24 protein-coding genes are annotated in these 20,396 nt (G+C 34.1%); 13 read left to right on the plus strand and 11 right to left on the minus strand.

Translation table 11 applies throughout. From position 1 onward, the window contains the following. Positions 1–21 precede the first annotated feature (21 nt). Positions 22–378 carry a hypothetical protein gene (locus RZ74_RS06560; protein WP_053950599.1) on the minus strand — a complete coding sequence of 119 codons (357 nt, stop codon included), beginning with the start codon at positions 376–378 and terminating at the stop codon, positions 22–24. A 15-nt stretch (positions 379–393) separates the two neighbouring features. Next, on the minus strand, positions 394–948 hold the full coding sequence (locus tag RZ74_RS06565; RefSeq protein WP_053950600.1) for an NAD(P)H-binding protein: 555 nt from the start codon (positions 946–948) through the stop codon (positions 394–396). 130 nt (positions 949–1,078) lie between these two features. Here RZ74_RS06565 and RZ74_RS06570 point away from each other — a divergent pair, with 130 nt between their 5' ends. The 4 genes from RZ74_RS06570 to RZ74_RS06585 all read left to right on the plus strand — a co-directional run bounded on the left by RZ74_RS06570 (position 1,079) and on the right by RZ74_RS06585 (position 5,403). Beyond that, on the plus strand, positions 1,079–2,011 hold the full coding sequence (locus tag RZ74_RS06570; protein ID WP_053950601.1) for an aldo/keto reductase: 933 nt from the start codon (positions 1,079–1,081) through the stop codon (positions 2,009–2,011). A gap of 177 nt (positions 2,012–2,188) precedes the next feature. After that, positions 2,189–3,499 (plus strand): NCS2 family permease, encoded by a 1,311-nt coding sequence (locus RZ74_RS06575; RefSeq protein ID WP_053950602.1) that lies wholly within the window; start codon positions 2,189–2,191, stop codon positions 3,497–3,499. 292 nt (positions 3,500–3,791) lie between these two features. Next, positions 3,792–4,691, plus strand: a complete 900-nt coding sequence (locus RZ74_RS06580) for an XRE family transcriptional regulator (RefSeq protein ID WP_053950603.1) — start codon at positions 3,792–3,794, stop codon at positions 4,689–4,691. Then, positions 4,684–5,403, plus strand: coding sequence for a hypothetical protein (locus RZ74_RS06585; protein WP_053950604.1), 720 nt, complete (start codon positions 4,684–4,686; stop codon positions 5,401–5,403). Before RZ74_RS06580 ends, RZ74_RS06585 begins: the two co-directional genes overlap by 8 nt. 25 nt (positions 5,404–5,428) lie before the next feature. Here RZ74_RS06585 and RZ74_RS06590 read toward each other — a convergent pair whose 3' ends face one another. Then, a complete protein-coding gene (locus RZ74_RS06590; RefSeq protein WP_053950605.1) occupies positions 5,429–5,779 on the minus strand; it encodes a fluoride efflux transporter FluC in 351 nt (116 codons plus the stop codon). After that, on the minus strand, positions 5,776–6,159 hold the full coding sequence (locus RZ74_RS06595; protein WP_053950606.1) for a fluoride efflux transporter FluC: 384 nt from the start codon (positions 6,157–6,159) through the stop codon (positions 5,776–5,778). The genes RZ74_RS06590 and RZ74_RS06595 overlap by 4 nt, the downstream gene beginning before the upstream one ends. Before the next feature lie 211 nt (positions 6,160–6,370). Here RZ74_RS06595 and scrK point away from each other — a divergent pair, with 211 nt between their 5' ends. From scrK to RZ74_RS06610, 3 genes are all read left to right on the plus strand, one after another. After that, the gene (scrK, locus tag RZ74_RS06600) at positions 6,371–7,255 is read left to right on the plus strand and encodes a fructokinase ScrK (protein ID WP_053950607.1); all 885 of its coding nucleotides are present in this window, start codon (positions 6,371–6,373) and stop codon (positions 7,253–7,255) included. A gap of 262 nt (positions 7,256–7,517) precedes the next feature. Next, positions 7,518–8,519 carry a zinc-dependent alcohol dehydrogenase family protein gene (locus tag RZ74_RS06605; RefSeq protein WP_053950608.1) on the plus strand — a complete coding sequence of 334 codons (1,002 nt, stop codon included), beginning with the start codon at positions 7,518–7,520 and terminating at the stop codon, positions 8,517–8,519. 21 nt (positions 8,520–8,540) lie between these two features. Further along, entirely contained in the window at positions 8,541–8,933 is a 393-nt protein-coding gene (locus RZ74_RS06610; protein WP_053950609.1) for a VOC family protein, read from the plus strand. A gap of 48 nt (positions 8,934–8,981) precedes the next feature. Here RZ74_RS06610 and lepA read toward each other — a convergent pair whose 3' ends face one another. From lepA to RZ74_RS06640, 6 genes are all read right to left on the minus strand, one after another. Further along, positions 8,982–10,775 (minus strand): translation elongation factor 4, encoded by a 1,794-nt coding sequence (lepA, locus tag RZ74_RS06615; protein WP_053950610.1) that lies wholly within the window; start codon positions 10,773–10,775, stop codon positions 8,982–8,984. Between the two features lies 1 nt (position 10,776). Next, positions 10,777–11,433, minus strand: coding sequence for a TetR/AcrR family transcriptional regulator (locus RZ74_RS06620; protein ID WP_053950611.1), 657 nt, complete (start codon positions 11,431–11,433; stop codon positions 10,777–10,779). Positions 11,434–11,533: 100 nt separating this feature from the next. Next, entirely contained in the window at positions 11,534–12,811 is a 1,278-nt protein-coding gene (locus RZ74_RS06625) for a hypothetical protein (RefSeq protein WP_053950612.1), read from the minus strand. Between the two features lie 72 nt (positions 12,812–12,883). Continuing rightward, positions 12,884–13,570: a hypothetical protein gene (locus tag RZ74_RS06630; protein WP_053950613.1), complete on the minus strand. Its 687-nt coding sequence runs from the start codon at positions 13,568–13,570 to the stop codon at positions 12,884–12,886. Positions 13,571–13,649: 79 nt separating this feature from the next. After that, positions 13,650–14,444, minus strand: a complete 795-nt coding sequence (locus tag RZ74_RS06635; RefSeq protein WP_053950683.1) for a metal ABC transporter permease — start codon at positions 14,442–14,444, stop codon at positions 13,650–13,652. Positions 14,445–14,456: 12 nt separating this feature from the next. Continuing rightward, a complete protein-coding gene (locus RZ74_RS06640) occupies positions 14,457–15,119 on the minus strand; it encodes a metal ABC transporter ATP-binding protein (RefSeq protein ID WP_053950614.1) in 663 nt (220 codons plus the stop codon). 135 nt (positions 15,120–15,254) lie between these two features. On the opposite strand from RZ74_RS06640, the gene RZ74_RS06645 reads away from it, so the two are divergent. The 6 genes from RZ74_RS06645 (at position 15,255) to RZ74_RS06670 (ending at position 19,405) form a co-directional block, all read left to right on the plus strand. Continuing rightward, positions 15,255–16,121, plus strand: coding sequence for an N-acetylmuramoyl-L-alanine amidase family protein (locus tag RZ74_RS06645; RefSeq protein ID WP_053950615.1), 867 nt, complete (start codon positions 15,255–15,257; stop codon positions 16,119–16,121). A 155-nt stretch (positions 16,122–16,276) separates the two neighbouring features. Then, complete coding sequence (locus RZ74_RS06650; RefSeq protein WP_053950616.1) at positions 16,277–16,579, plus strand: hypothetical protein; 303 nt, start codon at positions 16,277–16,279, stop codon at positions 16,577–16,579. 129 nt (positions 16,580–16,708) lie between these two features. Further along, positions 16,709–17,233 carry a hypothetical protein gene (locus RZ74_RS06655; RefSeq protein ID WP_053950617.1) on the plus strand — a complete coding sequence of 175 codons (525 nt, stop codon included), beginning with the start codon at positions 16,709–16,711 and terminating at the stop codon, positions 17,231–17,233. Between the two features lie 136 nt (positions 17,234–17,369). Continuing rightward, a complete protein-coding gene (locus tag RZ74_RS06660; RefSeq protein ID WP_053950618.1) occupies positions 17,370–18,077 on the plus strand; it encodes a metal ABC transporter ATP-binding protein in 708 nt (235 codons plus the stop codon). Continuing rightward, a complete protein-coding gene (locus RZ74_RS06665) occupies positions 18,067–18,867 on the plus strand; it encodes an ABC transporter permease (protein WP_053950619.1) in 801 nt (266 codons plus the stop codon). Before RZ74_RS06660 ends, RZ74_RS06665 begins: the two co-directional genes overlap by 11 nt. A 232-nt stretch (positions 18,868–19,099) precedes the next feature. Further along, complete coding sequence (locus tag RZ74_RS06670) at positions 19,100–19,405, plus strand: hypothetical protein (protein WP_053950620.1); 306 nt, start codon at positions 19,100–19,102, stop codon at positions 19,403–19,405. A 28-nt stretch (positions 19,406–19,433) separates the two neighbouring features. Here the strand turns inward: RZ74_RS06670 and RZ74_RS06675 are convergent, their stop codons facing one another. Further along, positions 19,434–20,351: a DMT family transporter gene (locus RZ74_RS06675; protein WP_053950621.1), complete on the minus strand. Its 918-nt coding sequence runs from the start codon at positions 20,349–20,351 to the stop codon at positions 19,434–19,436. Positions 20,352–20,396: the final 45 nt, after the last annotated feature.

Below are 20,396 nucleotides of genomic sequence, written 5' to 3' on the forward strand. Positions count from 1 at the left end.
TAACAGGCGTTTTTATTTTTGCTATTTATTTTGTGGTAATTTGTTGTCCGCTAAAACATCATTAGTGTACTTTTCAACTTGTAAGGCCACTTCTGAGGCATTAGGATCACTTGGTTGCATGTGACTAGCAGTATCTTGTGCGACTGCCCAATAAGCTAAACTATCAGTTACTGGAACAATATCTCTTACAATTTCCATCTTTAGTTCTGGACGTTGCTTTTGTAATGTTTCAAATGTTCCATAGTTAGTAATCATATGAAGAGTTCCGCCTGAATCAGGTGAAACACTCTTAAAAATTACCAAGTGAGATTGACGTTGAGTATCTGTCAATTGTTGCTTAATTTCTTTCAACTGTTCTTTGTTTAATTGTAATGGCATTAGTATGCACCCCGCTTATCTTTCAATTAATCCGATTGATTGATTGATAAATTGTTGATATTCTACTACTTTCGCCGCCGTCTTGGCAATACTATCTGTAGATACTTCGCCAAATGGCATTGGTCGGCCTTCATCAATAACATCTAAATCACCCACGATGTGATCAACGATTTTGACTGGTCTTAAAACGGTATACGGAAGTTCGTATTCATCTACTAATTTTACTGCATATCTTTGTTGATTCAAATATTCTTTTACATCATCGATATTCTCATATACAGCGTCCGTAGTTAACTCATCATCAATTCCAGCGACTGATAAGACAACAAACTGTTCTATCGGTGGATTAACTTGATCCGACGCCGCAATTAATGCTTCCATCGCTAAGTCAGCATCAAATTGATTTAACCAAAAGCAGATAATATTGGTGTTTACTAACGAATCTAAGTAGTTCTTTTCATTATTAAAATCGGTATTATCTAAAATAGAAACACTATATTGATTAGATAATTCTTGGCTGACTCTATTGGCCAAATCAAATTGATTGCCAATCATTAATACTTTTTTCATCGTGAGTCCTCCTTGTTTATGAAACTAATTTTAGCAAATATTAATCGTTTCGTTAACGTTAAATAGTTTAATCTTTAATCTTTTAGGTCCATACTACATATGTAAGATTAACTTTAAGGAGGCCACTAACATGGTTAAAATTGGTAAATCAGACGTTAACGCTACTGCATTAGGATTAGGTACTAACGCAGTCGGTGGTAATAACTTATTCCCTAACTTAAAAGATGAAACTGGAATTCAAATCGTAAAAACCGCTTTAGATAGTGGCATTACACTATTAGATACCGCTTTTGCTTACGGTATGGGTCACTCGGAAGAATTAATTGGCCAAGCAATTCAAGGTTATGACCGTAGTAAATTTGTGATTGCCACTAAGGCAGCTCAAGATACTTCCAATGGTGATGTTACCATTAACAACAATCCAGAATTCTTGAAACAATCAGTCGAAGATGCACTAAAACGTCTACAAACCGACTATATTGATATTTTCTACATTCACTTCCCAGACGATCAAACTCCTAAAGATCAAGCCGTTGCCGCTTTAAATGAATTAAAAGAAGCCGGTAAAATCAAAGCCATCGGAGTTTCTAACTTCTCATTAGATCAAATTAAAGAAGCTAACAAAGACGGATTAGTGGATGTTGTTGAAGATCAATACAGTCTAATCCATCGTGAAAATGAAAATTTAATGTTCAATTATCTTCGTGATAACAACATCTCATTTGTTCCATTCTTCCCATTAGCTTCTGGGCTATTAACCGGTAAATATTCTGAAGTAGTTAATTTCCCAGAAACAGATATTAGAAATGGTAACCCAGACTTTACTGGTGATCGTTTTGCTAGCATCGTAGAAAAGGTAAACTCATTAAAACCAATGGCTGAAAAGCATGGTGTTGATGTTGCTCAACTAGTATTAGCATGGTACATTGCTAATCCAGATATTTCAATTGTCATCCCTGGTGCTAAACACCCAGAACAAGTTGAAAAGAATGCTCAAGCATTAAAAGTTCAACTAAGTGATGATGAATACAAAGAAATAGATAATACTTTTAAAAACATTTAATTATTCATAACTCCAATGTTCGGATTTTACTCCTTCATTGGAGTTTTTTTATCATAAAAAGGCGATTTTTGTTTAATTTTTCATTAAATTGTTCGCTTTTCAGTGGACTTTCATTCTAGATATGTTAATATATACGTATAATATAAATAAATACGAACATTAAAGGAGAATGTTTTCATGTTAAAAGGAATTGCTAATTTCTTTCATTTTGATGAACTAGGTACTAACTATCGTACTGAATTCATCGCTGGTTTAACTACTTTCGTTTCAATGGTTTACATTTTATTCGTAAACCCTAACGTTATGAGTGCATCTGGAATTGATAAAGGTGCTATGTTTACTGCTACTGCCCTAGCAACTGCTTTAGGTTGTTTCTTAATGGGAATTATCGCCAACTACCCAATCGCTTTATCAACTAGTTTGGGTACTAACGCTTTCTTTGCTTACTCTGTCTGTGTGGGTATGAAAGTTCCTTGGCAAACTGCTTTAGCAGGTACATTCATTGCTGCTGTTATTTTCATGATTTTAACTGCATTCAAACTTAGAGAAACTATTATTGATGCAATTCCTGCTGATTTAAAGAGTGCCATTGCCGGTGGTATCGGTTTGTTCATTGCCTTTCTTGGTTTAAACCAAGGTGGTCTAGTGGTTGCCGACAAATCAACTTTAGTTACTTTAGGTTCACTACACGTTGGTAGTACTTGGTTAACTATCTTTGGTTTAATCTTAACTATCGTTTTAATGAGTGCCCGCGTCCCAGCCGCTATTTTCATTAGTATGGTTGCTACTACTATTCTAGGTATGGTAACCCACTTAATCGCTTTACCTACTCACGTCGTATCAAGCGTTCCTAGCATCAAGCCAATCTTTATGGCTGCTGTTACTCACGTTGGATCTGTTAACACATTACAATTATGGATTGTTGTATTTACATTCCTATTAGTTACTTTCTTCGATACTACTGGTACTTTAGTTGGTTTAGCTAAACAAGCTGGTTTCATCAAGGACAACAAGATTCCTCGTATCGGTCGTGCACTTGGTTCTGACTCACTAGCCATGGTTGGTGGTTCTGTTCTAGGTTCATCACCAATGGGTGCATTCGTTGAATCATCTGCAGGTATCGCCGTTGGTGGTCGTTCAGGTTTCACAGTAATCGTGACTGGTATCTTCTTCCTACTTGGAACATTCTTCTCACCTCTATTGGGTGTTATTACTGATCAAGTTACTGCACCTGCTTTAATCGTTATTGGTATCTTAATGGCTAACTCACTACGTGACATCCACTGGGATAAATTCGAATTAGCTGCACCTTCATTCTTGATTGTTTTAGGTATGCCACTTTCATACAGTATTTCTGATGGAATTGCTTTAGGTTTCGTGGTTTACCCAATCTCAATGATTGCTGCTAAACGTGGTAAGGAAGTTCACCCACTAATGTACGTACTAGGAGTAATCTTCGTGATCTTCTTCTGGTTACTAAAAGAATAATTAAACAAATAAAAAGAACCCCTTAAGTTGGAGAAATAACTTAAGGGGTTCTTTTTTAGTTAAGAAATAAAGTTTTTTAATATAAACAGAAAAACAATCTCTCTAGACAATGCTTATATAGAGAGTTTTTTGCTTATATTAAATGTATAATGAATGTTGATATGACAACGATGCAACTTTAGGTTGCGAGGTTGTCAAATAGGATTATCTGCTTTTATCCAGGATATTATATACATAAAAAATTTTTTAGTAATAATAAAAAGTAATTCGAAAAAAGGAGTGAAATTATTAAATGAAAAAAAACATATTTAGTAGAAAGTTGATTGATTTACGTCGAAATAATCAATTATCACAGGCTGGCTTAGCTAATAAATTATTCGTTACTAGACAGTCAATTTCGAAATGGGAAAATGGCGAATCCGAACCAAGTATCGATAAGTTAATTAATCTTTCTGAAATTTTTAACACCAGCTTAGATAACTTAATTATAGGTAACATGTCAGATAAGGATAAATTAGTTTCAATTAGTCATATAAATAAATCATATGAAAACCAAGTACTAAACGATTTGAGTCTAGACATTTATGATAATGAAAGGATTGCTCTATTAGGTTTAAACGGATCTGGTAAAACCACAATGATTAGCATTATGACGGGGCTTAAAAATGCTGATAGTGGTGATGTACAATTTAGTTTCAACAAGAAAAAAGGTTTAAAACTAATGCCTCAAAACGACGTTTTGATTAATGATATGAAGGTTAGTGAACTACTTAAACTAACCCAATTACTAAACAAAGTAAAAGACAATAACCACGTCGAATCCCTAGTAAAAGAATTTAATTTTACTGAACTAATGAACCATTATGTTGGGTCGTTATCAGGTGGACAAAAACGTAGACTATCTCTTCTATTAAGTTTAATGTCACCTTCAAAGCTACTAGTTTTAGATGAACCAACAGTAGGAATGGATTTGGAAACCATTGATATTTTATGGAACCATCTTGAACATGTTACCGGATCAATATTAATGGTGACTCATGACTTTAACCAAATCGATAAATTCTTTTCAAGAATTCTATTGTTAAAAGACGGCAGAATTGAAAACGATATGTCAGTTGATAAGATTCACAGCCATAATCAAACTGTCGAACAATGGTATCGAACTAATAACGGAGGATTAAATCATGATTAATGCAATTAATTTACAAACAGTTTTACGTAATAGAAGATTTTTTATTTTTACAATCGTTTTTCCTGCGATTTGGTTTATTTTTATGGATTTAGGAATCGGCACATTTGCGAAAAATTTAACAATGACATGGTTCATTATTAGTGTCCTTATGGGCATAATTGGTAATTCAATCGTTACCTTTGGGAAAAGGATAGGGAACTCAAAGGAATATTATTTGATTGCGATTAAGACCACTCCTTATACCCCGTTTAGATGGATAATGGATTCTATGATGCAACAAATTCTACTAAATTTACTTATCCTATGTGTATTGATATTGGAAGCAATAATCTTTGGCGCAATTTCCTTTAACCTATCTACATTATTATTAATAATTATTTTATTGCCATTGGGGATTTACTTTAGTTTTGTCGGATTTTTGATTGGAGTCGTTGCTAAAACCGATTTATTAGATATGGCAGGCTTCCCATTTATGTGTGTAGTTGCTCTTTTAATAATGCCTTTTTACACTTTCGCCCAAAACAAATTTTTTGATGTCGTTACTGATATTCAAAAAATATTCCCAGGATATTACGTTATTAAACTAGCTAACGCAATTCAAAATAGTGGTAGCTATGAGAAACTAGTTTGGTTATTTGTACTTACTTTTGTTATTCATGTAGCAATCATTTTATTCCTATTCTTTAAAGCTGTGAAAAAAGACGTCCAATAAAAAAAGACCTCACTCGAGGTCTTTTTTAGATCATAAAACCAATCCATGCCGCAATAATTCCAACTACAGCACTTAAAACATAATAACTATATGCCATTAACTTCTTTTTAGTTCCTAGTTGCACAGTTTCATTCATATAGGTAGAGAAAGTAGTATATCCACCTAAGATAGCGATAAAGAACGCTAATGTAACAGTATTATGTGGTAATCTGGCGTTAATCAATCCTAATAAGAATGATCCGGTAATATTAATGAAAAATGTTGCCACTGGAAAAACTGATTTACTAAACATCGCCTTCAATAGATTGGTCATTCCAAATCTAATTAATGAACCAATCGAAGCACCCAATCCAACAATTAGTACACTTGTTATCATAGTTGGTCCTCCTTATTTTCAAACTGTTGCCCTAGTTTTGTACCAATATGAGCCAGTAATAAACCACCGATGAGACTCACTAATATATATAAAAGACCTAGACCAATTTTATTATTTTCAAAAAGTGTCACACTATCATAAGAAAAAGTAGAAAATGTGGTAAAACCACCAACTAATCCGACGCTAAGTCCTGTCATAATATCGTTTGAGATATCAATTAAATGTGGTAATGCTCCGGTGATAAAAGCTAATACAAACGCTCCGATTAAATTAATAAAAACAGTTGCGATAAAGTGATCGTTTCCCGCAATTAATGTAAAGTAACCACGCAAACAACCGCCAATAAAGGCTAGAATAAATATGTATAATATCTTGCGCATTAATAAACACCTTCCCAATTCAGAAAAATTCTACTTAAATATGATATCACAAGCAAAATCTTTACTATACCAATTAGCATTTTTACTTTGACATTTATCCTATGAGAACTTATCATAATTAGAGTACGTCTTTTAAAATTAAAAATTAAAATGAACATTTAAAAACAATTAAAACGAATTATAGATAAATATGAACAAGGAGAAACACGCTATGTTACTGGGAAGCATTGAGGCTGGAGGCACTAAGTTTGTTTGTGCCGTTGGTAATAGCGACTATGAAGTTATCGATACTCTAGTTGTACCAACCACTACTCCCGATGAAACATTTAGTAAGGCAATTGAATTTTTTAAACAATTCAAAGATTTAGCCGCATTAAGTATTGCATCTTTTGGCCCAATTGAAATTAGAAAAGATTCCACCAAATACGGTTTTATTACCGATACCCCTAAATTTGGATGGTCTAACGTAAACTTTCTAGGGGAATTTAAAGAACATTTTGATATTCCAATGTATTGGACCACTGATGTTAATGGTTCTGTATTTGGTGAATACATTAATCTTAAGAATAACGGTCACCGCCTAGATTCACTTGTTTACTACACAATTGGAACTGGTGTTGGTGCCGGAGCGATCATCAACGGTCAATTTATTGGTGATATGGGTCATCCAGAACTAGGTCACGTTAAATTAAAACGTCATCAAGATGATCTAGACTTCGATGGAATCTGTCCTTATCACAAAGACTGTTTAGAAGGACTAGTCGCTGGACCTACTTTTGAAGCACGCCTAGGTAAAAAAGGACAAGAAGTATCACAAAGCAACCATGTTTGGGATATCATGGCTTACTATGTGGCTCAAGCAGCCATTCAAGCAACACTTACTTTCAGACCAGCCAAGATTATTTTCGGTGGCGGTGTAGTTAGTGAACAATTTCTCAAAAAGGTTAGATTTGAATTTTCAAAGCAATTAAATGGCTATATTGAAATCAAAAATCTAGAAGAATATATTTCTACTCCAACCCTTGAAGGAAACGGCTCTGCAACCTACGGAAACTTCGCTTTAGCTGATGCTTTAGTCAAACATGAAGTTCAATAAGTTCAGTTTTGCACAATATAATCGAGTGTGTTAGTTAAAAAAATACCAAAAAAATTATAACGGCGTAAATCATTACAACATCAATGATTTACGCCGTTTTTACGTGTTTTAAAAACATAAGTTTTTATAAAATTTACTCAAAACCCTTTTCTTTTTTAAAAAATGAGTTATTATAATACTTGTAAGTTTGTGAAAGAATTAATTAGTTCACAACTTCATAACAAATAATACTTAAAATTCAATTTGGAAAGGATCTTGAATTATGAAAGCATTAGTTTTAACAGGCAAGAAACAATTAGAAATCCAAAACACTGAAATGCCAGAACCAAAGGCAAACGAAGTTGTTATCAACGCAAAATACGCTGGTATCTGTGGTACTGACTACGCTCTATACAACGGTCTACCAGGTTCAGCTGACGCTGTTCCTCCAATCGTTTTAGGACATGAAAACTCAGGTGTTGTATCAGCTGTTGGTTCAGACGTTACTGACCTAAAAGTTGGTGACCGTGTAACAGTTGATCCTAACATCTACTGTGGCAAGTGTGAATACTGTCGTACAGCCCGTCCAGAACTATGTGACAACCTATCAGCTGTTGGTGTTACTAGAAATGGTGGTCTAGAAGAATACTTCACTGCTCCTACTCAAGTAGTTTACAAATTACCTGACAACGTTGATTTAAAATCAGCTGCTACATGTGAACCTATCTCATGTGCCGTTCACGGTATGGACTTATTAAACATCAAACCTTACCAAAAAGCTCTTGTTATTGGTGATGGTTACATGGGTCTAATCTTTGCTCAATTACTACGTTCATACGGTGTTAAATCAGTTGACTTAACTGGTAGACATGACGACAAGCTAGCTGCTGAAAAAGAAAAGCTAGACATCGACCGCGTTATCAACACTACTAAAGAAGAAATTCCTGCTGAATACGACATCGTTATCGAAGCCGTAGGTCAACCAGCTACTCAAGAACAAGCTATTGAAGCAACTGTTAAAGGTGCTCAAGTATTAATGTTCGGTGTAGGTGCTCCTGATCAAAAATTCAGCATGAACACTTACGAAGTATTCAAGAAACAATTAACTATCCAAGGTGCCTTCATTAACCCTAACTCATTTGAAGACGCAATCGCATTACTACAAAGTGGTAAAGTTAACGTTGAAAAGATCATCGACAACGTCATCTCACTAGAAGATGTTGAAAGTGTTCTAGACGGTACTTCAAACCTAACTGGTAAATGTGTTGTTAAGGTTTCTGACTAATCATTTTTTGGAGGCTTAATTATGGCTTTAAACGACTACTTCGATGGTTTACAACACGTTGGTATTCCATCAAAAGACTTAGACAAAACTATTGAATTCTACAAATCACTTGGCTTTGAACAAGCTGGTTTATTCCACAATGGTGACAACCGTTGTGCCTTCATGAGATACGGTAACTTAACTGTTGAAACATGGGAAGGCGATCCAGTTGCTATGGAAAATGGTTCAATTAACCACATTTCTATGAACTGTACTGATGTTGACAAGGCTTTCGAAGCTGCTAAAGAACAAGGTTTCGATGTCTTAGATGACGAAATCCAATCAATTCCATCATTCTGGGATAACGGCATTCGTTTCTTCAACATTCAAGGTCCTAATCACGAAAAGATCGAATTCTGCCAAATTATTAAATAATCTAACTTAATCGATCAAAAAGACCCAAGCTAATGCTTGGGTCTTTTTTTATTCTATATTTAATATCGCATCAAAAACTGACTGTGGTAATTGGACTGCATCTGCAGCACTCTTTCGTTTATTCAAACTTTGTCGACGTAATAGTGCTTGTTTCTTGGAAACACTCTTCGCATCCCCACTAACTGCCGCGTTCTTTCTCAAAGGTGGAACATCGACTCTAGCAACCACTCTTCCTTCAATATAGCCTTGAACCGGCATTGGATATAGCCGACGCGGGATTACATATTTAAGTTGATGTACAATTTCTTGTGCTAAATCAAATGCATTTTGACGATGAGCTAAGAACGTTAATTCCTCTACTGGGGCGTAGTTGACATCAATAGTAATCTTAACAATATCAGATGGTTGATATGAATCAAAGCTACTATCATAGGTCGCAAAACCATGTGAAATTGACTTTAATTGATTGAAAAAGTTAAAAGCAATTTCAGCTAATGGAACATGATAAGTCAATCGTACCATTTGATTGTGGTTGTCCATGTTTAACAAAACTCCACGGTGCTTAGTTACTAGTGCCATAATATCGTTTACGGAGTCGCTAGGTGTTTCGATGATCATTTGATTGATTGGCTCTTCAACCACCTTTAAATCAGCAAAATCCGGTAAATCACTAGGGTTATTCATCGTTTTAAAATTATCATCCTTAGTTGTTGTATAGCGATAATTAACGTTTGGTGCGGTCACAATGACTTCCATGCCAAAGTCATTCACTAATCTTTCACGGACGATTTGTAAATGAAACATCCCTAAAAATCCACAACGATAGCCCATCCCTAATGATTCAGAAACATGTTCTACCATTTCAATGGAAGAATCATTTAACTTTAATTTTGCCATTGCGCTGCTTAAATCTTTAAAGTCGGCATCCTTAGGATAAATTCCTGCAAAGACGACCGCACTAGCAGGTTGATATCCCGCAACGGCTTCTTGTGCTCTATTAGCGGATTTGGTAATAGTATCACCGACCCTAACTTCACTGGGATCCTTAATTCCGGTAATAATATACCCGATATCACCAGGATTTAATTGGTCTTGCGGTACTAATTGCGGATTAAAAATCCCGATTTGATTACCTTCAAATCTGACATTTTGATTCATAAATACTAATTTGTCATTGGTATTAACCTGACCATCAATGATTCTAACGTATGCAACTACTCCTTGATATGCATCATAATGCGAATCAAACACCAATGCCTTTAATGGTTGTTTGACATCACCATTTGGACTAGGAATCTCGTGAACAATCGCTTCTAAAACTTCATCCACATGATATCCGGTTTTAGCTGATATATGAATAATATCTTTTTCTAAAAAAGATTCATCCAATTCATATAATTGTTGTTCACACATATCAACTTGTGCATTTTGATTATCAACCTTATTGATTACTGGAATAATGACTAGGTGATTATCTTTAGCAATTCGATAGTTAGCAATCGTTTGGGCTTGAACTCCCTTAGTAGCATCTACCAATAAAATAACTCCATCGCTAGCTGATAAACTTTTTTCAACTTCATAATGAAAATCGACATGTCCCGGGGTATCAATTAAATTTAGTTCATATTGATTACCGTCTTTAGCGTGATAAATATTACGGACAGTTTTAGAACGAACCGTGACTCCATGATCTTGTTCCACCTTCATGTCATCCAATACCTGTTCTTGATGATTACGAAAATCATAGGTATCCGTCATTTTCATAATTTGGTCCGCCAATGTTGATTTACCATGATCGATATGGGCAACAATTGAAAAATTACGAATTAATTTCTGTTCCATTTTACGACTCCTTTAGTTTTAAAAAGAGACCTGTCAAATAAAAATCAAATGTAGTTAAAGCGTCATCCTTAATGCTAACCGTAAAGTCAGATAAGTCATTATTAATCGGTTGTTGATTAAATGAATCTAAGTCTGATAAATTAATTAATCCACTAACGATGCTGCTTTGGACTATAAATATCTTATTTGCCATAGCGACACTAATTTCAGCAAATGAATTATGAATGTCAGTCGCTAATCTCTCATGTATTTGATATAAATCTTTACGACCTTGAATGGTTTCTTCCATCGAGGCCTTGCCTTCTAGAATTGGTCCTCTTAACGCATTTAATTTAATTAACGTTAAATGATTATCAATTAAATCTTCTGTATTACTTAATAAAAAATCTTTCAAACCATTCAAATCGGTGATTTTATTTTCATTAAATTGGCTAATTGTTTGAGTGAAAAAATCTTTATATCCCACTAGCAGTAGATGCATAAAGATGTTTTCTTTGGTTTTAAAATAATTAAATACGGTTCCTTTGGCTACACCACTAGCAGCAGCAATTGAGTTAATTGAAATGTCATAAAAATTAGTTTCAGCAAACATTTTTAATGCTGTATTAGCGATTAGTGCTTGTTTTTGTTGCTTTTGATTTGCGGTTTTAATATTCATAGTAAACTCCTATTTTTCTAAACTGACCATTGGTCATTATTGTATAAGATAACTTACCAAATTACAATAAAAAAAGCCCAACCATCTAATATGGTGAGCTTTATTTGTTGTTAACAGCTTGTTTCACTGCTTTTGAGTGATGTTTAGTAGTGGTCTTTTGAACTTTCTTATATCCGGTTAGCTTTGTCTTCTTGATCTTAGCTGTAGGTTTAACGGTATACGTCTTTTGCTTATGTTTAACTGGCTTTTTAGTTGTAGTAACTGGCTTTGCTTTAACTACTTTTTTCGCCACTGGTTTAGTAACTCGACTAACTTTAGTAGCTGTAGTAGTTTTAGCATGTTTAGCCACCTTCGCATGTTTGGCAACTTTAGCGTGTTTGGCAACATATTTTGTAGCAGCATGCTTAGCAGTAACTGCTTTTTTTACAGTATTCTTTTTATTAGCAACCTTCACAGATGTTTGACGAGTTTTAACGGCTTGTTTTGGCTTATAGCTTAAATTATTATAACTAGCTTTAGCTTTCTTTTTAGTGGTGACCTTTTTAGCTACGACACGTTTTGCAGCCTTTTTAACATGATAAGTGGTGTACTTATTGCTAGCAGTTTTCTTTTTCACTGTATGCACGATTGCAGTATGTTTAACCGCTTTTTTCGCAGTCTTATTGACTCGACTACTTGTACCAGTCCAAAAAGTAATCTTTTTAGCACCAACTGGAATCGTATCTGCATCCAACTTCTTACCTAAAGCATTACTTTGATACTTATCAGTGTATTGCCATAAGTCATAGTTATAACTCGGATTTGGCATGTACTTATTGTAGTTAGCTAGCCAAACCGCGCTATATGATTTCAATGTATTCGCGTTGAAACGATCAAGCATTGATTGAGAACCATATAAAATAACCGGACGTTTTGTTAGGCCCTTCATTTGAACAGCCCAACTGACAGCTGATTGATCAGAAGTGTTAGTGTATTTGGTTTCAAAATCATTAACATAAAACTTCGCTCTGGGTGCTAAATTATATAGTCGTTGTGCTTCCTGTTGTGCTTGTTGCGCATTAGTATAACGACTAAAGCTATATACACCATATGGTAAATTATACTTTTCCATTAAACGAATATTATTATCAACTTGTTGGTCGTGATATTGACCATCTTGAATACGTAAAATCACAAACTTAACTTCAGACTTAAGATTAATCACTTGTTGATCAGTTAATTGACCCTGGTACTCAGAAATATCATATGCGACTGGCGTATATGGTTTAAACGTCTGGGTATCATCAGCATGGGCTTTCACCGCATTTGCGCTTAACGCGATAGTTGTTCCTAACACCGCCGAAAATAAGATGTTCTTTATTTTATTTCCACTACTCATTACTCTATCCCTTTTCTAAACTCTCTCATTTATGTAAAACAAAACCAGGCTCTCATAACCTGGTTTTTCTCACTATTTAAGTGATGTTGCCATCTTCAATGCGATACTTACGTTATCAGCTTTTACTGAGTAAACATCGTTACCGCTTTGCCAAGTAATGGTTGCGGTGTTATCAATTTCAACACTGATGCTTCCATACTTGTTAGGAATTGGAAGTTGGTGATCTTGAATAAATGCAACCACTTCTTTTCCTTGTTTGCTAGCTAACCCTTCAGTCTTACCAAAGTTACTACCATGAGTTAAAATAGACCAGTTACCAAAGTTGGCTTGGATGTATTCTTGACCAGCACCTTTGTCTGAGTAACCAGTAATGTTACTACCTAAATCGACAGTTGGTAAACCATTAACGTTGTTTGCAGATTGGTAACCAACTTGTTGCATTGCTGCACTGTCAGAACCATAAGAATGCTTAGTATAACTAGCATATGTCTTACCATCTGAAATGTAACTAATAGTGAAGTTGTCCTTGTCACCATCTAGTTTTGTGCTAACAGTCTTGCTTGCGTCGATACCATTGTTTTGAGGTAACTTTTCGTCACCCAATTTATTTGAAATTTGATCTGTGCTTGATGAGCTAACCTTGCTGCTTTGTTCACTTGATGAACTTGAGCTAGCTTTGTCATTACTCTTTTGTCCACATGCAGTTAGTACTAAACCTAAAACTGCGATTGCTGGTAAAATTTTCTTCCATGTTTTCATAATTATCGGACATCTCCTTCAATAAAACTATTTGAGCCTAGTATAACAAAAATTAAACGTTAAGTTCATAAAGTTTTTGTTAAATTCTTGTTACTTTATCGTAAACTACCGCAATAATGTAAATGATAGTCTCGATAGTTGCGATAAAGAAACTGACAGGTAGGTTCGTTTGATAGCTTAAGTATAAACCAAACCAGGTTCCAATTAAAGAAAAGACAAACGTTAAAATAGTCATTGATTTAATACTATGCGTAAAGTAGCGTGCTGATGAGGCTGGAATCGTTAATAACGCAAAGATTAAAAGTGACCCAACTATCTGTGCTGTCACACTAACGGTACATGCTAATAGAATTAAAAAGACAACTGAAACTAACGTATTGGAACGTGAGTTAAACGAAGCTCCTACATTATCAAATGAATTATATTTTAATTTACGATAAATTAAAGTGGTAATAATAATAATTGCCACACTTAGACCGACTAATGTTTGAACATTAGATAAACTAATTCCGACAATACTTCCGAACAAAATATTGGTAGCGTAACTAGATTGAGTATTAGCTAATGATAGGAATAAAATTCCTAATCCAATGAAGAATACTGAGAAAACACTAATTGATGATTCACGACGACTCACTCTAGAACCCACTGTTCCAATCATTAATGAACTCAAGATTGTAAATAGTAGCATCCCAATAATCGGATTAGTTCCTAAAAAGACTCCAAATGATGCTCCTGAAAAACTAATTTCGGATAGCGTGTGGGTGAAAAAGGCGGTCTTTCTAGCTACAACGAAGACACCCATTAAACCACAAAGGATTGAGATGAAGAAACTAGCGACAAATGCATATTGCATAAATGGATAACTAAACATTTCTAACATTCCCTAAACCTCCTTCACAGCATTAATATGACCAGTTTCGTTGGCAATGTTCAAATCATAATCACCATATTCTTTTACTAAAACTGGATCGTGTGTAATAAAAATTGCAGATGCATCGGTTTGTTTTATTACTTTTTTAACTGCATCCAATAGAACAAACTTAGCTTCTTTATCCAAACTAGCAGTACTTTCATCCAAGATGAATAACTTTGGTTGAGATACTAATGCTTGAGCTAAGTACACACGTTGTTGTTCACCGCCAGAACAGCTTCCTAATGGTGTATTGGCTAAAGTGGATAAATTAGTCATTTCAATGACATGTTGCACTTGTTGTTTTTCCTTCTTACTTAACCATGGCAACCATGATTTTTGTAATCCTAAGCCAATAAAATCAAAAACAGTAAGTGGATAATCATCATCAATTTGTCTTAGTTGAGGAATGTATTGCATTTCACTTCTCTTAATTTGGGCTTTTACGTGTTCATTTTTATTAAATTGTTTTAAAATAGTCTTTATCAAAGTTGTCTTACCGACACCATTTTCACCTGTAATACATGTCAATGTGGCTGGTAAGATATCGAATGATAAATCATGAATTAATGAACGATCTTTCAAGTTAACATCTAGGTGGCTAACTGAAAGTAGTGCATTGGATTCTTTATTCATAATTAATCCTCGCAATCTTTAGGTTATTTATCTATATATTGTAGTCTCATTATCGAAACAATCAAACATCAGATATATATTAAAATTTGTTATATAATTGATTTTAACATACATTACATAATCGAGGTGAAAAAATTGATCAATAAAATTATTGAAAGATTTAACCAAACGCCTAGAAAAAAATTAATTTATCGCAGTATTGTCACATTGATCTTGTTTATAATACTGATGATTGAATTTATGCGCTTTCTATCGTGGCCTAAAGTTGAGGCTGATAATCTATATTTAAGAACCGCTCCAAATGACGAATCTCATATTGTCGATACAATTCCGCACGGCAAAAGACTTAAGGTAATTAAGGAAAACCATAATTGGTGGTACATAAAATACAATGATGAGCATGGCTGGATTCCGGGATGGCTAGTATCAGTTAATGGTTATAACTCCAAGGGAGACAATCAACTAGCGCAAAAGACGATTATCATTGATCCAGGTCATGGTGGTAGCGACTCTGGTACTTTATCCATGGATCAAAAGGATATGGAAAAAACATATACATTGCTCACAGCTAAAAAAGTGGCTGCACAATTAAAACAAAGACACGTTAACGTCATCATGACAAGAACATCCGATTACTATGTCACTTTGAAAAAGCGCACGCAAATCGCACAATCTGCACATGCCGATCTCTTCATTAGTTTTCATTTCAATTCGGACAACGGTATGGGGCAAGCAAGCGGATATGGTGTATACAAATATTACTCAGATGCAGACAAAGTTGCTGATACTATTAATGACGGTTTAACTAATTTACCTGTTGATAGTCGTGGCGTTTCCATTGGTAATTACTACGTTCTGCGTGATAATGACCGTCCTGCCATTTTATGCGAAATGGGTTTTATGGACAGTAGTCATGATTTGAAATATATTAAATCCAGTTCATATCAACAATCAGTTGCTAAAGATGTTACTAAATCTCTATCTAAATATTATAAGAAATAAAATACGACTACATTAGTCGTATTTTTTTATATATACGTTAAGAAAAACTTAATCTTTTTTTACTAAAAAGCTAATGTATTATCATAACTTTTCAATTATAATAAGTTAAAAATCTGGGTTACAAAGCAATCAAAATGTAAGGAGGCGCAAAAAAAATGAAACATCCCAATATAATCCGATTGTCTATTCTAACCGTTACTGGAATGATTATCGGTTTTATTACTGAGTTGGTGTTAACCATTTTATTTTCATTAGTCACAAAAGACTTAATTGATCCTAAAATTTATTTTGTTGCGTCAATCTTAACGCTGGCCACAATTGGTGTCAGCTTGTTGTACCTTTACTTAAAAGTCATTAGAAAATTTCCATATACATGCAATTACCGTTACCTAACAAGCTTCTTACTATATGATGCTGCCATCCTGGTTGGTGGACTAATTGGTAAAGGAATTCTATAAGACTGATTTCAATTCAGTCTTTTTTATTGCTGTTTTTTAAGAATTTATTAAATCCACAGAATTAAAATGAATTTTAATAACATTTTCTTTATAATTGAAATATTGAATTTTCAGGGGGGGAAATTAAGTATGTCTAAAATTTGCAAAACCATTATTGTCACAATTTTTGTAATCATAAGTATCACTTCAGGTACTTTCACCGCTGAAGCCAGCGGTATCAAACCTACATATAATCGCAGTTGGACAAATAATTTGGCAATCGCTGGATACGCTTATAAAATTCCTGGAAAGAAAGATACATACCGTGTAATTGAAGTAAAAAGTATAAGAAACGGCTCCACTGCTTTAATTCAAAGTAAGCAAACTAGGAAGAAAAGATGGGTTAATCCAATCACAACTTTTTACAACATTAACGTTAATAAAAAAGCACTCAAAAAATTAATCAATGCTGAATTAAAGGTTATCAATGAACCCGATTCTAAAAGTGCAAATCAAAAATTAGAGCAAGTCCAAAAAATTGCTAAAAAGCTCAAAGGCGATAATAAGAAAATTGCCAATCAATCCATTAAACAACTCAAAAATAGAATCAAGAATCCAGTTTATGCTAATATTCCCGCACTATTAGTTGGAACATACCCTGGAAAAATTAGATAAAAGTCCGAAAACGGGCTTTTTTTGTTTGCTTTTATCACATCTATAACAGCAAATTTAAAAAACATTAACATATTTCTAATCTAATTTTAATAATTATGGTATAATCTAATCATTCCATAAGTTTAGGAGGTGGAATATGCCACTTAAAGTAACTAATGCCAATATTGGCTATGATCATCAAGTAGTGGTTAAAAACTTGAATTTTTCGATTCAAAATGGTGACTTTATTGCATTAATCGGACCGAATGGTGCCGGTAAATCAACACTATTGAAATCATTAATTGGGGTTTTACCAATAATTGATGGCGAAATTAATTGGGCGGACTTTGATGCTGATAATCCATTTAGGATTACCGGATTCAGTCCACAGACACAGATTATCGATTGGTTTACAACAGCATTCGATAATATTTTACAAGGGCCGCTATTAGCTGGATTTAGTTTTCACGAATCTAAAGAATTCGCCAAACAAGCCGCTAAGTTGTTAGACATTGACAACTTATTAGACAAACCCGTCGATCATTTATCTGGTGGTCAACAACAACGAATTCAAATTGCCCGTGAAATTGCTCGTCAACCACATATTTACATCTTAGATGAACCGACTACTGGTTTGGATGTTGAGTCATCAGAAAAACTATTCCAATATCTAAAAGAACGTTCGGATAATGGTAATTTAGTGATTGCCTCTTCACATGACTTAACACTATTAGATGAATATGTAGATAAAGTCTTATTTATTGATCACAATCAACAAATATTCTTTGGTTCATTAAAAGAATTCACTGCTAACGCGAGTCTAAGAGAAACTTACTTAAAGGAGCGTGATAAGCATGAATCCTAGTACATTTAGACATCATTCATTAGGTTTAAAATCAATTCTAATCGTTGCTAACAACGAATGGCGCGCATTTACAACCAATAAGGGAGTCTTAGTTTCAATGTTAATGCAACCAGTAATGATGTATGGACTGTTAGTTTTAGCATTGAGCACTAATATTTCTTCAGTTAAATACGCAGGACACGTGATTCCATATAATCAATACGCATTGGTCGGAATTTTGGCTTTCTTTATGACTACGCAAATGTCACAAGCCATGTATCGTGCCACAGTCGATAAGCAATATGGCTTATTAGCCATTAAGTTTTTAAACGGGGTGCAACCTTGGCAATACCTATGCGGTATGAGCCTTTTCCCATCACTTGGATTTATCTTCCAATCAATTATTCTATTTATATTAGGAATTCTTTCTAGTGGGATTTATAACGTTGTTTATTACTTTATCGCATTGGTTTTTGCTTTAATCATTTTAGAGTTTTGGTCATCACTGGGAATTTTAATAAGTACTAAAATTTCTTCATACCAAAAAAGAGACTTGATTATTACTCTCGTTTTCATCCCCGTCTCATATGCGGCACCAACGCTATATGTATTACCACATCATGCACCACTATTATTAAAGATGCTTACTAGTATCAATCCACTTACATATCAATTAAACGCTATAAGAAGTATTGCATATGGTAATTTCAATATTACCATCATTGGGATTGGCGTTTTAATCACCATCGTAATGATTGTTGCTACACAGATCATTTTAAACCGAATGCAATTAACATTATCTGAAAGATAATCTAACAAAACCTGATTTTAATCAGGTTTTTTATTATTCATAATTATGTCTATTAATTTTAGATAGACATAATTTAAACTTACATAGACAAATTAACAAAAAATATTAATGAAATGTGCTTACTTTCATAAATTATTCTTAAGAAAATTAAACAATTATTAAATAATCAGATAAGTTACTAAATTTGGACTATAATCAAAATTGATATCATCTCATTAGGGGGAAATATATCGTGGAACACAAAAATGCAAAAAGAATCAAGAACATGATTATTTTGGGACTATCAACTGGATTAATTTTTGAACTGATTGATATTTTTATTAAGGCCTTTTTTATTTCAAAAGATGTTTTAGACATCTATCAGACCATTTTTTTCGCTTCAGCAATTATTCTCGCATTAATTATCTTTTATGAATCATGTAAAAAATTTTATCCACTAACAGATAAACAATATCAACTTAGTCTAATAGTATTTGAATCAGGACTATTCCTGGGTTATTTAATTGATAGATTAATCTCCGCGATATTCAATCTATAAAAAAAAGAGACCTATTAAGGTCTCTTTTTTAGTATAGTTTAATAATTGCTACAGCGACTAACATTACAATTAAACCAATGTATTTCATTGTGCCTACTGGTTTTTTAGGTGAATTCAACAATCCGTACTTGTCGACTAAAATACTACCAAACAAGTTACCTAATAGAACCAATACTACGGTAGTACCAGCACCAATTTGTGGACTTAAGAAGGCATTTGTTAACACAAAAATCGCTCCTAACACTCCACCTAACCAAATCCACCATGGATTCCCGATACCGATTGCATCAAAAGTCTTTTTATAACTGTGATCAACGCATCCTGTAATGATAAATAAAATAATCGTTCCCACTAAAAATGAGATAAAAGCAGCATGAATTGGGGAATTTAATACTACCCCTAAATGGCCATTAACTGGCGCTTGAGAGGCTTGAAACATCCCCGCAACAATTCCTAAAATTTGCCAAGGCAGTTGTTTGGACTTATCACTTTGGTCGCCATTCTTTCGATCCATTACTACCATCAAAATCCCCACAATTAGTAAAATAACGCCTAACAATCTTAAAATGGTAAAGCCGTGGTATTCGGCATCAAACAAGCCAAAGTTATCAATAATCATTCCCATGATAATTTGACCTGCAATTGGCATAATCACGGTTTGTACCGCTCCTAGATACGGGAAAATTAACACGTTGGTAGTTAATCCAATGACCCCAAATACACCACCCAACCAAATCCACATTGGTTGATTGGCAAATAAACTAGTGCTAAACAATAACGGTTGACCACTAATAACGGTAGCTAATAGCAACGCGATGGTTCCGATTGTAAAAGATAGCATTGATGCTAAAAATGGTGAACCACCGACTCGATTTTTCAAATTAGTATTAACTGAGGTTTGAATTGGTAATACCAATCCCGCTAATACCCCTAACCCAAATAACATTTTTTCGTGCCCCCTAAATATATAAAAGAAAACCTCCCAAAAGGG

It is taken from the genome of Apilactobacillus apinorum (assembly GCF_001281175.1).
In the GTDB taxonomy this organism is placed as follows: domain Bacteria; phylum Bacillota; class Bacilli; order Lactobacillales; family Lactobacillaceae; genus Apilactobacillus; species Apilactobacillus apinorum.

Bases quoted from the DNA above. Each gene is read 5' to 3' on its own strand.
- scrK (WP_053950607.1), top strand. From the start codon at position 6,371: ATGTTACTGGGAAGCATTGAGGCTGGAGGCACTAAGTTTGTTTGTGCC.
- RZ74_RS06635 (WP_053950683.1), bottom strand. From the start codon at position 14,444: ATGTTTAGTTATCCATTTATGCAATATGCATTTGTCGCTAGTTTCTTC.
- RZ74_RS06580 (WP_053950603.1), top strand. From the start codon at position 3,792: ATGAAAAAAAACATATTTAGTAGAAAGTTGATTGATTTACGTCGAAAT.
- RZ74_RS06595 (WP_053950606.1), bottom strand. From the start codon at position 6,159: ATGCGCAAGATATTATACATATTTATTCTAGCCTTTATTGGCGGTTGT.
- RZ74_RS06665 (WP_053950619.1), top strand. From the start codon at position 18,067: ATGAATCCTAGTACATTTAGACATCATTCATTAGGTTTAAAATCAATT.
- RZ74_RS06650 (WP_053950616.1), top strand. From the start codon at position 16,277: ATGAAACATCCCAATATAATCCGATTGTCTATTCTAACCGTTACTGGA.
- RZ74_RS06560 (WP_053950599.1), bottom strand. From the start codon at position 378: ATGCCATTACAATTAAACAAAGAACAGTTGAAAGAAATTAAGCAACAA.
- RZ74_RS06605 (WP_053950608.1), top strand. From the start codon at position 7,518: ATGAAAGCATTAGTTTTAACAGGCAAGAAACAATTAGAAATCCAAAAC.
- RZ74_RS06630 (WP_053950613.1), bottom strand. From the start codon at position 13,570: ATGAAAACATGGAAGAAAATTTTACCAGCAATCGCAGTTTTAGGTTTA.
- RZ74_RS06610 (WP_053950609.1), top strand. From the start codon at position 8,541: ATGGCTTTAAACGACTACTTCGATGGTTTACAACACGTTGGTATTCCA.
- RZ74_RS06655 (WP_053950617.1), top strand. From the start codon at position 16,709: ATGTCTAAAATTTGCAAAACCATTATTGTCACAATTTTTGTAATCATA.
- RZ74_RS06585 (WP_053950604.1), top strand. From the start codon at position 4,684: ATGATTAATGCAATTAATTTACAAACAGTTTTACGTAATAGAAGATTT.
- RZ74_RS06590 (WP_053950605.1), bottom strand. From the start codon at position 5,779: ATGATAACAAGTGTACTAATTGTTGGATTGGGTGCTTCGATTGGTTCA.
- RZ74_RS06625 (WP_053950612.1), bottom strand. From the start codon at position 12,811: ATGAGTAGTGGAAATAAAATAAAGAACATCTTATTTTCGGCGGTGTTA.
- RZ74_RS06620 (WP_053950611.1), bottom strand. From the start codon at position 11,433: ATGAATATTAAAACCGCAAATCAAAAGCAACAAAAACAAGCACTAATC.
- RZ74_RS06575 (WP_053950602.1), top strand. From the start codon at position 2,189: ATGTTAAAAGGAATTGCTAATTTCTTTCATTTTGATGAACTAGGTACT.
- RZ74_RS06675 (WP_053950621.1), bottom strand. From the start codon at position 20,351: ATGTTATTTGGGTTAGGGGTATTAGCGGGATTGGTATTACCAATTCAA.
- lepA (WP_053950610.1), bottom strand. From the start codon at position 10,775: ATGGAACAGAAATTAATTCGTAATTTTTCAATTGTTGCCCATATCGAT.
- RZ74_RS06640 (WP_053950614.1), bottom strand. From the start codon at position 15,119: ATGAATAAAGAATCCAATGCACTACTTTCAGTTAGCCACCTAGATGTT.
- RZ74_RS06570 (WP_053950601.1), top strand. From the start codon at position 1,079: ATGGTTAAAATTGGTAAATCAGACGTTAACGCTACTGCATTAGGATTA.
- RZ74_RS06565 (WP_053950600.1), bottom strand. From the start codon at position 948: ATGAAAAAAGTATTAATGATTGGCAATCAATTTGATTTGGCCAATAGA.
- RZ74_RS06660 (WP_053950618.1), top strand. From the start codon at position 17,370: ATGCCACTTAAAGTAACTAATGCCAATATTGGCTATGATCATCAAGTA.